This window comes from Cytophagales bacterium, from assembly GCA_033344775.1.
GTDB lineage: Bacteria > Bacteroidota > Bacteroidia > Cytophagales > Cyclobacteriaceae > JAWPMT01.
Genome location: JAWPMT010000004.1, coordinates 1,940,063 through 1,955,125, shown reverse-complemented (window position 1 = coordinate 1,955,125; position 15,063 = coordinate 1,940,063). Strand labels below are relative to the sequence as shown.

The window sequence follows — 15,063 nt, the reverse complement described above, 5'->3', positions numbered from 1 at the left end:
AGTTAAGGTTATTTATAGCCTGTCAATATCTCCAACCCACCATCGGGTTGGAGATTTTTTTTATGGGAAAAGCATACATTCGATACGATTCGCTAGGTAGGCGAGAGCTTTGGAAAGATGAGGATTTACTCATGTCCGATACTCATTTAGAAGAACGAGGTGATTATGAGGAACTGATTGAGAAATGTCAGGGTGATGTTCTCATGTTAGGCCTAGGGCTTGGGACAGTAAATCCCAAACTGGACTATACTCGGATCAATTCTGTTGAAATTGTTGAATTGCATCCGGATGTCATCGAAGTTGTCGCTGAGAGATTCCCGAAAACAAAGGTTCTACAAGGTGATGCCAGGACTTACCAGACGGAAAAAAAATACGATGTGATCTGGATTGATATTTGGGATGATATCACGATCAAGAAACTACCGGAAATGAATGAGATGATCGACCATTGGAAAGGACATTTGAAGCCCATGGGTTGGATCGACTGTTTTTACCGAAAGCAACTACAAGAAGAAGCAGATTTCCAAAAGGGAGAGTAAGGTCGTGGCGTTGCTTTTATTAAGAAAAAACGGTATGGCTTACTTGGCTTATCTGTTCGTCGTATACAAGTTGCGTTAGTTTGATGGTTTTTTCATTTACATCAAGGTTAATACGCGTTCCCATTCGTCGTTATTTTGTGTTAGGCTAGCTATATTTCTTGTTTAGTGTTCTGCCACTTTACTATATTTAACACGGACATTTAATTACAACCAAGCTGATACACCATGTTAACGCTGTTAACCTACGATTCTTTTAAGCGCTTAGGGTCTCTGCTGCTGGGCTCTATTTCTTTTCAATTAATTCAATTGCAACCACTATTATATGCCGAATAATTTTGTTAAAACCATGGGTGCCACTTGGTTAAACCTGGCACTAGCGACGACTTCTATGTCGGCACTGGGCGGACCCGGAGGTTCCTATTACCGATCTCGAAGAGGATACACCTCCCAGAATCAATACCTGGTAGAGACTGGATTGAATCCGATCTCCAGTATCAATTTCCTTGATGTACCAAAGACGGCTGCTGCTGTTGGAGGTATGGATGTTGAAGAGGAGCTTAATTTCCATTTTGAAAAAGGACAAAAAATCAAAGAACTCCTGATCGTGGATGGGGCTGTCCAGAACAAATCGGTATTTCTGTCACAGGATCGTCAAGGTGTAGATATCATTGAAATCGAGTCCGGGCAAAGTGGTATTGTGCAGCTGCTGGCTACCTTGACAAAGTATCGTAATCTGGAAGCGGTCCATGTGATCTCTCATGCCACTTCAGGTAAGTTACAATTAGGGAATGATATCATTGACGCCAAGACCTTTGAAGAAAATGTAAGTGCGTTGGTGGCTTTGAATGGCGCCATCAAGCCTGGTGGTGACTTATTGTTCTACGGCTGCGAGCTTGCCAAAGGTGCTGAAGGTCAACGATTCCTGGAAGTGGTGAAGGGCGATTATGATTTTGACATTGCCGCTTCCAATGACCTGACGGGAAATGATGCAGACAAGGCCAATTGGGATCTGGAGATCCAGACAGGAGACATTGAAGCAACTCCGCTTCCTGAATCCATTGCCTTAAAAGACTTTACCGGAACGCTGCAGTTTACCGGTACGATTGATTTTAGTCAGGTTTCAGTTGCGGGTGCGCTTAATGGTGCTGCTTCCACTGATGCGGAATTTCTGGGTGGTGCGTCAGCCCCGGAATCAAACTACACATTGGTAGTTGATGGTACCACGGCCAGTACTTATGCGTACACTTTGGTAGGGCCAATGGCTGCTCGAATTTCAAGCACAACGATAGTGAACTCGAGCACCAATGAAACGAATATCCGCTTGAGGTTTGATGATAATGCGGCTTTCACAGCCACTAGCCTTTCTATAGGTAACTACTCCACGACCAGAACTTTTACCGTAAAGAGCAGCCTCGGAGTAATAGCCACCTCGTCGGTGACCCAGAACTACGCCAATACAGTTCCGCTTTCTACGAATAATTCGGGCATTACCTATCTGGACATCTATGTGAGTGATGGAATGGGAGGTAAGTCTGCGACTTATTTCGTACTTACTGATTTGGTTATCAGTGGCGGCGGCGACACCACCCCACCAGAAGTCACTTCCATCGTACGTCAATCACCTACCGATGCGACGACCAATGCGACGAGTGCTACCTTCAGAGTTACTTTCGATGAGGATGTAAGTAATGTAAGCACTGATGGATCCGATTTCACCATTTCCGGTGCAGGAGCAGGCGGTACAGCTACCATAACCGGAGCTAGTGCGGTAACAGGAAGTACTGTATTTGATGTGACCGTAGGGTCAATAAATACAGATGGACTATTAGACCTTGGTTTTGCCGGGGGGCAGGACATACAGGATGCTGCGACGAACGCCTTCGCTTTAACTATTAACAGCGAAGAGACCTACACGATTGACCAAACAGGAGCAACGACCTCTGTACCGGATTTGGCCACAACTTCTGATTCCGGAAGTGAAGATGATACCTCTGGGGCAACCAGTGATAACCGGACCTTCGATTTAACGCCTACATTAGAAGGAACTACGGAAGTAGGAGCAGTCGTGGCAATCACATCATCCGCAGTGGGAGGGCTTGGAAATGCTATTGTGGACGGAAGTGGAAACTGGACATTCACACCTTCTTCGGATCTTCCAACCGGTGTACATACCTTCACTGCCCAGGCCACCGATGCCATAGGTAATACAGGTGCTGCTTCCGGCGGGTTAGCGGTAATCTTAGATAATACCGGACCAACCGTGACACTTTCAAGTAGCTCAAGCCCTGGTCCTACCAATGATAATCCCATTCCTGTAACGATCACGTTTAGCGAAGAGGTAGAACGGTTCAAGGAAAATGAAATTACAGTAGGCAATGGAACTACGGGTGATTTTGCCTCAGGCGATAGTACCACGTTTACCGTTAATATTACACCGAGCATGGATGGTGCGATCACGGTAGATGTCGGGTCAGTAGTAACCAACAATGTTGCTGCAGCCATCGCAACGGATCTGGCATTAAATCCTAACTCCGCGGCTACACAGTTTACAATTAATTATGATGGGACAGCACCTACCATAAGTTCTAGTACACCCACAGATAATGCAACCGGTGTTGCTGTGGCCGATGACATTACGATCACCTTCAATGAGAACATTCAGTTCGGTACCGGAGCTTTCCAGCTACGGCAATTAAGCGATAATTCTCCACTCTTTTCAATAGATGCGACAAATCCTACAGGAACAACGAATGTGGCCTCCATTTCAGGAGCTACTTTGACCATTAATCCAGGTACATCTTTAGCGGCAGAGACAGGTTATTACGTATTTATTGTTTCGGGAACACCCTTTCTTGATCTGGCAGGAAATCCCTTCAACGGATTGAACAACAATTCAGATCTGAATTTCACTACGGTGGATGTTACTGCTCCTACTATAACGGGAGTTTCTCTCGCTGCTGATAATGGGCACATCGATGTGACATTCTCAGAGGGTGTATTCAATACTAACGGTGGTTCAGGTGCGCTAGAAACATCAGATTTCTCTTTAAGCCTTACGGGCGGAGCGGCAACCAGCCCTACAGTAACAACTGTAACGAACAATGCTGGTGGAGCCTTGGCTGGTGGAGAAACGACGATAAGGGTCAATTTCTCGGTTACAGGAACTCCTAATGGCAGCGAAACCTTGGAAGTGGACATCACCGATGGCACAAGTATTTTTGATGCAGCAGGAAATGGCGCCGCAGCTAACCAGACGGCTAATAACACGGCGACACTGAATGATCAGGTAGCTCCTTCATTCGTCAGCACTTCTGACGGAGACGATGCTACTTATCGACCTGGACAAACCATCACCTTTACGGCAGACTTGGGTGAAACGGGCTTGACGGTCACTGTAGATGCCTCTGTTTTGGATACCAACTTTGGGTCTGCTTTGGCGTTGGCGGATCAAGCAGATGGTACTTACACCGTTACTACAGGTGTTGTTAATAGTGGTACGATTCAGGAAGGTACGGCAATCGCGGTAACCTTTACCGCCACTGATGCCGCCGGAAACTCCCAAACAGATAACAGCCTCACGCTTCGCATGGATAAGACCAATCCAACACCTACCATCAGTTTTCCTGCTGGAGGTGCGACCAATTCGGCTCCGATTTCCTATACGGTAACTTTCGATGAGGAGATTAACGGTACTACCTTTACTTCCAGTGACATTACATTGGTTGGAGGGACAATTACAACTGGTCCTACTTCGAGTGATAACATCACTTTTACAGGAACGCTTACCCCAACGGTAACCAACGATGACATCAGTTTCAAGATCAACTCGAATAGAGTTTCGGACCTTGTTGGATTAAATAACTTTAAAGATACGACCGGTATTGTCTATGACATTGTTGTGGGAACGATCAGTTCGGTTTCATTAGATGGTTCCAATGGATTCATTGATGTTTCCTTCAGCGAAAATGTCTACAATACGAGCGGAGGTTCCGGGGCAGTAGCAACATCAGACTTTAATCTTAGTTTAACTGGTGGGTCCGCAACCAGTCCTACGGTAACCACGGTAACGACCACAGGAGGCGGAGCCTTGTCCGGTGGTGAAAATGCGATTCGAGTGAATTTCACGGTCACAGGAACGCCTAATGGTTCAGAAACCCTGGAAGTAGACATTGCTGATGGTACTAGTATTTTTGATTTTGCTGGCAATGCTTTTGCTGCCAATCAGACTTCCAATAACACGGCAACACTTAATGATCAGACAGTGCCGGCCATTAGCTCCGTCTCATTAGATGGAAATAATGGCTTTATCGATGTGACCTTCAGTGAAGGTTTATTCAATACCAATGGAGGGTCTGGAGCGGTCGAATCTTCGGATTTTGCGCTTAGTATCACAGGTGGTGCCGCAACAAGCCCTACCGTAACAACTGTAACTAACAATGCCGGTGGAGCCTTGTCAGGTGGTGAGACCACTATCCGCGTGAACTTCACCGTAACGGGTACTCCTAATGGTGGAGAAACCCTGGAAGTAGACATTACAGATGGTACAAGTATTTTCGATGCAGCTGGCAATGCGGCCGCAGCGAATCAAACGGCGAATAATACAGCCTCTTTGAATGATCAGACTGCTCCGGAGATCACGTCAGTATCCCTGGATGCTAGTAATGATTTCATTGACGTGACGTTCAGTCAGGGCGTATTTAACACAGGAGGAGGTTCAGGTGCTGTAGAAGCCTCAGATTTTTCTTTAAGCCTTACGGGTGGAACGGCCACCAGTCCTGCAATAACCAGTGTCACGAATAATTCAAATGGTGCTTTAACTGGTGGTGAAACAGTCATTCGAATTAATTTCAGTATTACCGGAACTCCAGATGGCGGAGAAACCCTGGAAGTAGACATTACCGATGGCGCAAGTATTTTCGCGGCCTCAGGTAATGCTTCGGTAGCAGATCAGACGTCCAACAATACGGCGGCATTGAATGATGAAACAGATCCTGTTTTCACGAGTACCTCTGACGGAGATGATGCCAATTATCGACCTGGACAAACCATCACCTTTACTGCCGACTTAGGTGAGACGGGTCTCACGGTTACCGTGGATGCCTCTGTTTTGGATACCAGTTTTGGATCGGTGTTGGCTATGGCAGATCAAGCTGATGGTACATACACAGTAACTACAGGTGTATTGAATAGTGGCACCATTCAGGAAGGAACGGCGATCGCGGTGACCTTTACGGCCACTGATGCGGCCGGGAATTCCCAGACAGATAACAGCCTAACCCTCTTGCTGGATAAGACGAATCCAACGCCAACGATCAGTTTCCCGGCGGGAGGAAGGACCAATTCGGCGCCGATTTCCTATACGGTTACATTCGATGAAGAGATTGACGCTGCTACCTTTACTTCCAGTGATATTACATTAGTCGGAGCCACGATCACGACTGGTCCTACTTCGAGTGATAACATCACTTTTACAGGGACGCTTACGCCTACGGTGACCGAAGATGATGTCAGTTTCAAGATTAACTCAAATAGAGTTGCTGACCTTGTTGGACTGAATAACTTCAAAGACACTACAGGTATTGTTTATGATATCGTTGCGCCAACCATTGCCATCTCTACGCCCATTGAAGGCGATGGATCGGTAAATGCAACAGAAGATGGGGATGTGACCATTTCCGGTTCAACAACCGGTACAGAAGATGGCCAGTCAGTATCGATCTCTTTTTCTGATGGATCAAGCTCACCCGTTACTGGAACTGCTACGGTTACAAGCAATGCGTGGACCATCACTACTGATGCTGATATCAGCGGTCTGAATGATGGGGCCATCACGATTACGGCGGATGTAGATGACCTTACAGGAAATTCAGCTACTCAGGCAAGTCAGACGGTCACCCTCGATAAGGTTAGTCCTACCATCACAAGTGTAAGTTCCTCGACCCCTAACGGAAGGTATATCGAAGGGAACATGATTGCTATTACGGTGACCTTTAGCGAGGTGGTGAACGTAACAGGGACACCACAGATCACCTTAGAGACGGGCACGACAGATCAGGTCGTTGATTATAGTTCTGGAGATGGCACTAGCACCTTGACCTTCAATTACACCGTACAGGCGGGAGATATAAGTGCGGACCTGGATTATACTTCCACTACAGCCCTCGCTTTAAATTCCGGTACGATCAATGATGGATCAGGGAATGCGGCAACTTTGACGCTGGCTACTCCTGGTGCTGCGAATTCATTGGGAGCGAATAAAGACTTTGTGATAGACACGTCTGTACCGACCATTAGCTCGGTATCACTCGCTGGCGATAACAGTTACATTGATGTGACCTTCTCAGAAATGATCTACAACACGACTGCTGGATTTGGTGGATTAGAGCCGAGTGACTTTAACTTGTCTCTCACCGGAGGAACTGCGACTAGCCCATCTGTTACATCAGTAACGCCGACGACTGGAGGAACACTTGTCGGAGGAGAAACTACCGTTCGTGTGAACTTTAGTGTCACGGGTACTCCTGATGGAAGTGAGACCCTGGAAGTAGATTTAGTCGCATCAAGTGTATTTGATTTGTCTGCAAATGCAGCTGTAGCGGATCAAACGACCAATAACACCGCCACTTTGAATGATGAGACTCCACCAACAATTGCTATCTCTACCCCTATCGAAGGCGATGGAGTGGTGAATGCTGTGGAAGATGGGCACGTAACAATTTCGGGCTCAACATCTGGTGCGGAAGATGGACAAACCGTTTCTATCTCTTTCACCGATGGGTCTAGTACGCCGATTACAGGTACTGCTACCGTGACTAGTAATGCGTGGACGATCACCGCAGATGCAGACATCAGTGGTTTGAATGATGGTACGATCACCATCACAGCTGATGTGGATGATGCTGCCGGTAACGCTGCGACTCAGGCCAGTCAAACAGTGACATTGGATAATGCAATTCCTACTGCTGTGGTAAGCACCCCTTCAGCGGCCATTTCAGTTAATGCACCGAATCAGACCATCAGTGGTACCTCCAATGAGGATGGAGCCACAATCAACGTCTATATCGATGCCAATAACGATGGTGTAGCGGATAATGCTACTTCATTAGGAAATGCCACGGTAAGTAGCGGAGCATGGAGCATCAGTGTCAGTTTAACGGCAGATCAGGCCAATAACTTTGTGGTTGAGGCTTCAGATGCTGCGGGTAACCTTTCCGGGGATGTGGATGTACCTACGATCACGGAAGACAGTTCGGATCCAGCCAGTCCGGTGGTTACATCGCCAGCTTCTGCGATCTCAGTCAATGCGGCAACACAGACCATCAGCGGAACTCACAGTGAAGATGGTGTGACCGTCAATGTTTATGCGGATGCAGATAATGATGGACTCATCGATAACCTCACTCCATTAACGAGCACTACTGTTTCAGGTGGAACCTGGAGTTTGAGTGTAAACCTGACCGAGGATGATGAAAATAACTTTATTGTACGTGCTGAAGATGCGGCGGGAAATACTTCTGGCGAAGTAGATGTTCCTACCATTACGGAAGACAGTACGGCACCTACCATTTCGATTAGCACGCCAATAGAAGGAGATGGTATCGTGGAAGCGGCTGAGTCTTCTGATGTAGAGATCAGTGGTACAACTACTGGTGTTGAAGACGGACAGTCAGTAACCGTTTCTTTCAGTGATGGTACAACTTCTGCAGGACCTGTCAATGCGACGGTTACCAGCAATGCCTGGACTGCTAGTGTGGCAGATATCAGTGCTCTCAATGACGGTAATATTACTGTAACTGCTGATGTAAGTGACCTGGCAGGTAATGCCGCGACTCAGACCAGTCAGACGATCACTTTGGATCAGGCACCTCCTACGATCAGTAGCTCATCCCCAGCGGATGAAACGACCAACGTGGATATTGAGTCTGACCTGACGATCACGTTCAATGAAAACATACAGTTTGGTTCAGGAACTATTCTTTTGAATGATCTGGATAACACCACCACTGATCTAACGATCGATGCAAGTTCTCCAGGAGCTAATGCTTCCATTTCCGGCACAGTATTGACAATTGCTAATCCCAGCGGTTTCCTTGAAGAAGGTAGAAACTATGCCATTCGCATCGCTAGCACGGCGATAGAGGATATTGGTGGAAATGCTTTCGCGGGTATTGCTGATGATGTGACCTTGAACTTCACGACAGAAGCAGCTCCAACGGTTTCCATCGGAGATGCATCAGTTACTGAAGGGAATTCTGGTACCGTAAATGCGACGTTTACTGTTTCTCTGGATAAGACATCTCCAAAGACGATCACCATAGATTATGCCACTTCGGACAATACTGCAACTGCAGCCAACAATGATTACACAGCTGTAACGACTACTACACTGACTTTTAATCCTTCTGAAACATCGCAGGATGTCACCGTGGCGGTGAATGGTGATACCAGAGATGAGGATGCAGAATCTTTCTTCCTGGATGGAACCAACCCAACGAATGCATCATTCGCCGATAATCAAGGGGAAGCGACCATCACGGATGATGATGACGCGCCAACAGTAGCTTTTGCAAGTACGGCTGATGATGGGGCAGAGTCTGTTAATTCTGCAGATGCAGTCGTTCAAGTATCCACGGCTAGTTCAAAAACAATCACTGTAGATTATGCCGTTACGGGTACAGCCACGGGATCAGGTACGGATTATACGCTGGCGGATGGTACGGTTACTTTCGTCGCTGATGATGTCAGTGAACTTGTTACGATTGCTGGTATTGTGGATGATGCGATTCTTGAGACCAATGAGACGGTAATCCTTACCTTGTCCAATCCAGTGAATGCGACCTTAGGTGCGAATACGACCTTCACCTATACGATCAATGATAATGATAATGCAGCCGTAACGATCGGTGACGTTGCCCTTAATGAAGCAGACGGAACAGTTACCGTAACTGCTACCCTCGATAATGCTGTTCAGGGAGGCTTTGATGTGGATGTAACCAGCGCGGATGGAACTGCAAGTACGTCAGCTGGAGATTATACAGCAGTCAATGAAACCTTGACATTCGCAGGTACGGCAGGAGAAACGCAGACCTTTATGGTAAATGTGACAGATGATGCGACGGTCGAAGTAGCTGAAACGATCACTTTGTCATTAAGTGGACTCACTACCTCTGCTCCTGTAGATATTACTGATGACGCGACCGTAACGATCAATAATGATGATGCGGCGGTTGTAACAATAGCGGATGTAACTGCCGATGAAAATTCAGGTACACAAACCATCACGGCGACATTGGATGTAGCAGTAGATGGAGGCTTTGCATTCGATGTATTTACAACAGATGGTACAGCTACGGTAGCCGATAGTGATTACAGCTCAACAGCTGGCTCGACCCTTACATTTAGTGGAAATGCTGGCGAGACACAAACACTTAATCTTTCAGGCTTAGGAGATACCAAAGTTGAAGCAGATGAGACTTTTACAATAGCCATGCGAAATCTTGGTTTTTCTAGTTTCACAGCCGCCGAAATTGATATTACGGATGTTGCAACTTATACAATTACCAACGATGATGCAGCAGCAATAACTATTGGTGATGTATCAGGCAATGAGGATGATGGAGCCATCACCGTGACATTGACCTTGGACAATCCTGTAGATGGAGGATTATCGGTGGATGTTTCTTCTGCCGATGGTACTGCAAGTACGGCAGATAGTGATTACACGGCTGTGACTTCAGAGACATTGACCTTCACGGGTACCTCAGGAGAGACTCAAACATTTACTTTGACTCCTACTGCGGATACCAAGATTGAAGCCAATGAAACAATTACGGCGAGCATGGCTAATTTGATGGTGCCCACTGTAGCATCATCTACCATTACGATCACGGATACAGGTACTATCACCCTGGATAACGATGATACTGCAACCGTGACCATTGGCGATGTTTCTGGTAATGAAGATGATGGGAACATCACGGTAACATTCACCCTGGATAACGCTGTTGATGGAGGATTTACAGTGGACTATGCAACAGCGGATGGCACGGCCATGACATCAGACAGTGATTATACCGCCGGATCTGGAACAGTCAGTTTTAATGGTACTGCAGGGGAGACTCAAACCATACAAGTTGCACCTACATCGGATACTAAAGTGGAAGTAGATGAGACCTTGACGGTGAGTATGAGCAATGTTGCAGCTCCTACAGTGGCAACTTCCGGTGTGACCATCACGGACACAGGAACGATAACAATCTCTAATGATGATGCAGCGGTTGTAACAATAGCCGATGTAACTGCCGATGAAAATTCAGGTACACAAACCATCACGGCGACATTGGATGTAGCAGTAGATGGAGGCTTTGCGTTCGATGTATTTACAACAGATGGTACAGCTACGGTAGCTGATAGTGATTACAGCTCAACAGCTGGCTCGACCCTTACATTTAGTGGAAATGCTGGCGAGACACAAACACTTAATCTTTCAGGCTTAGGAGATACCAAAGTTGAAGCAGATGAGACTTTTACAATAGCCATGCGAAATCTTGGTTTTTCTAGTTTCACAACCGCCGAAATTGATATTACGGATGTTGCAACTTATACAATTACCAACGATGATGCAGCAGCAATAACTATTGGTGATGTATCAGGCAATGAGGATGATGGAGCCATCACCGTGACATTGACCTTGGACAATCCTGTAGATGGAGGATTATCGGTGGATGTTTCTTCTGCCGATGGTACTGCAAGTACGGCAGTTAGTGATTACACGGCTGTGACTTCAGAGACATTGACCTTCACGGGTACCTCAGGAGAGACTCAGACATTTACTTTGACTCCTACTGCGGATACCAAGATTGAAGCCAATGAAACAATTACGGCGAGTATGGCTAATTTGATGGTGCCCACTGTAGCATCATCTACCATTACGATCACGGATACAGGTACTATCACCCTGGATAACGATGATACTGCAACCGTGACCATTGGCGATGTTTCTGGTAATGAAGATGATGGGAACATCACGGTAACATTCACCCTGGATAACGCTGTTGATGGAGGATTTACAGTGGACTATGCAACAGCGGATGGCACGGCCATGACATCAGACAGTGATTATACCGCCGGATCTGGAACAGTCAGTTTTAATGGTACTGCAGGGGAGACTCAAACCATACAAGTTGCACCTACACCGGATACTAAAGTGGAAGTAGATGAGACCTTGACGGTGAGTATGAGCAATGTTGCAGCTCCTACAGTGGCAACTTCCGGTGTGACCATCACGGACACAGGAACGATAACAATCTCTAATGATGATAATGCGGCAGTTACTATCGGAGATGTAGCAGGCAACGAAGATGATGGTAACATCACCGTTACCCTAACTTTGGATAACCAGGTTGATGGTGGCCTGACGGTAGATGTTTCCACCGCAGATGGTACAGCGACTACCGGTGATAGTGATTACACAGCACTCACTGGTGAAACAGTAACTTTCACCGGATCATCTGGTGAGACACAAACGGTGACCATCGCAGCGGCGACAGATGCCAAAGTAGAAGCCGACGAGACCTTAACAGTCAGTATGAGTAACATCACAGCAACTACGGTTGCAACATCTACCATTACCACGACGGACACAGGAACCATCACCATTAATAATGATGATGCGGCAGAAGTGACCATTGTCGATGTGTCCGGAGATGAAGATGGTGGAGCGATTACGGTCACAGCCACTTTAGATAATCCAGTTGATGGTGGCTTTACTGTAGATGTGAGTACGGCGGATGGCTCAGCTACCTCTACAGATTACACTTCAGTAGCAGGTGAGACATTGACGTTCAGCGGAACGGCTGGTGAGACGCAAACTTTCACGGTGACGCCAACTGCAGATAATACAGTAGAAAGTGATGAAACGGTGACCGTATCTATGAGTAACCTTGCAGCGACTAGCTTAGCTGTAACAATAACGGATGATGCTACAGTCACGATCAACAATGATGACGCAGCAGCAGTAACCATCGCCGATGTGTCTGGTGCTGAGGATGGAGGAGCGATTACAGTAACGGCGACTTTGGATAACGCAGTTGATGGAGGCTTTACAGTCGATGTGGCCACAGCAGATGGAACCGCTACTCCATCGGATTATACATCGATCGCGGGTGAGACTTTGACGTTCAGTGGAACAGCAGGTGAGACGCAAACTTTCACTGTGACACCAACTGATGATGCAATAGTAGAAAGTAGCGAGACTTTAACGGTTTCAATGAGCAATCTGGCAGCAACGAACTTGTCTGTTACCATTACCGATAATGCAACAGTTACTATTACCAATGATGATGCCGCAGCCGTGACCATCGCGGATGCGTCTGGTGCGGAAGACGGAGGAGCCATCACGGTTACAGCTACTTTGGATAATGCCGTTGATGGAGGCTTTACGGTAGATGTTGCTACTGCTGATGCTACTGCTAATGCAGCAGACTATACTTCGGTTACCGGTCAGACTTTGACGTTTACCGGAACGGCAGGTGAAACCCAGACTTTCACCGTGACACCAACTGCAGATCAGATTGTTGAAAGCGATGAGAATTTAACCGTTTCCATGAGCAATGTTGCGGCAACGAGCTTATCCGTGACCATAACCGATGGTGCAATGGTCACCATCACCAATGATGATGTAGCAGCAGTGACCATCGCAGATGTTTCTGGTGCTGAGGATGGTGGAGCCATAACGGTTACAGCGACGCTTGATAATGCTGTAGACGGAGGCTTTACGGTCGATGTAAGTACAGCGGATGGTACGGCTACTTTGGCTGATTATACTTCGGTTGAAAGTCAGACCTTGACATTCGCTGGAACGGCTGGCGAGACGCAAACTTTCACGGTGACGCCAACTTCTGATGAGACGGTAGAAAGTGATGAAACAGTCACGGTTTCAATGAGTAATGTTGCAGCAACGAGCTTATCAGTGACTATCACCGATGAAGCAACAGTGACCATCACTAATGATGACAATGCGCCGGTAATAACCGCTGGACAAACGTTCCCGATTGAGGGTGTATTAACAGCGGGCATGGAAATAGGTACTGTGGTGGCAACAGACGCAGATGATGGTACCACGTTCTCTGGCTGGGCCATTGTTAGTGGCAATGCCAATGACGGTTATGCCATCAATGCAACAACGGGTGTACTTACGGTGAATAATCCAGCGGTGATAGATTTAGTGGCCACACCAAGCTACACGTTGACACTAACTGTAACCGACGGCACCAACACCAGTGCAGAGGAGACCGTAACGATAGAAGTGGGAGATGGCATTGCACCAACAGTTACGTTAAGTAGCGAAGTTGGGGAAGTGACAAATGTATCTCCGATATCATTCACAGCGACCTTCAGTGAATTTGTTCAGAACTTTGCTTTGGAGGATCTTACCTTAACCAATGCGACGGCTTCTAACCTGGTAGCGAATGATGCGCAGACGGTCTTTACCTTTGACCTTACTCCAGATGCAGAAGGTCGAGTCACTGTTAACATTGAAGCCGATAAGGCGATCGATGCCGTTGGTAATCCAAATGAGGCCTCAAACACCCTCTCTTATTTCTACGATGTTACGGCTCCAATAGCTACACTAACAACCAGTGCTGCTTCCATCACTAGTGAAACTTCTGCTAGTATCGTGATTGAATTTAGTGAAGTCGTTACCGGACTTGAACTAGAGGACATCCAGACCAGTAGTGGGACGATTTCGAATCTTTCAGGATCAATGAACGCCTATATGATAGACGTTGCCGGACTTAGTGAAGGCATCGCAACCATTACAGTTCCTGTAGGTTCAGCAAGTGACGCAGCCGGAAATGGTAATACAGAAGGCGCTGTTTCCTGGGAGGTTGATCTAACAGGACCATCTGGATTCTCCGTAACTATCCTGAACCCAGCAATCAATGATCTGAATGAAGATAATTTCCAATTTGAAATTTCGGATGGAGAAGCGAGTTCGACATTCATGTATTCGATTGAATCTTCGGGTGGCGGTACGGCGGTTTCTGGTTCTGGTGCGATCGATGCCAATGGAGATGGAAACAGCCTGGACGATATCGATGTTTCTGGTTTAGGAGATGGCTTGTTGACTTTGACCGTAGAATTGACAGATCAGTATAATAACGTCGGAAATACTGCTGCGGATGATGTAAATAAGAATACGGAGGAAGAGAGCAATGGTATTGCACAGGGTTACAGCCCGAACGGTGACAACATTGACGATACCTGGACCATACCTGGAATCGAAGACCTTCCGAATAATGTGGTGACCATCTTTAACCGATATGGTACTAAAGTTTGGGAAACTACTAATTATGATAATGATAATAATGCCTGGGATAGTCAAGCAAACGTGGACAACATCTTTGGTAGTGCAGGACTGCCGGATGGTACCTACTTCTACGTCATTGAGTTCCCGGGAACGAATACAGATACAAAATCAGGTTTTGTAATTCTTAAAAGATAATCGCCAATCCTAGTGAAG

The 15,063-nt window shown here is 46.7% G+C and carries 2 protein-coding genes; both read left to right on the top strand.

Going from position 1 to position 15,063, the window contains the following annotated elements; translation table 11 throughout:
- Positions 1–62: 62 nt before the first annotated feature.
- The gene (locus R8G66_17095; GenBank protein MDW3194094.1) at positions 63–539 is read left to right on the top strand and encodes a hypothetical protein; all 477 of its coding nucleotides are present in this window, start codon (positions 63–65) and stop codon (positions 537–539) included.
- A 322-nt stretch (positions 540–861) separates the two neighbouring features.
- Positions 862–15,045: a Calx-beta domain-containing protein gene (locus R8G66_17090; GenBank protein ID MDW3194093.1), complete on the top strand. Its 14,184-nt coding sequence runs from the start codon at positions 862–864 to the stop codon at positions 15,043–15,045.
- Positions 15,046–15,063 lie beyond the last annotated feature (18 nt).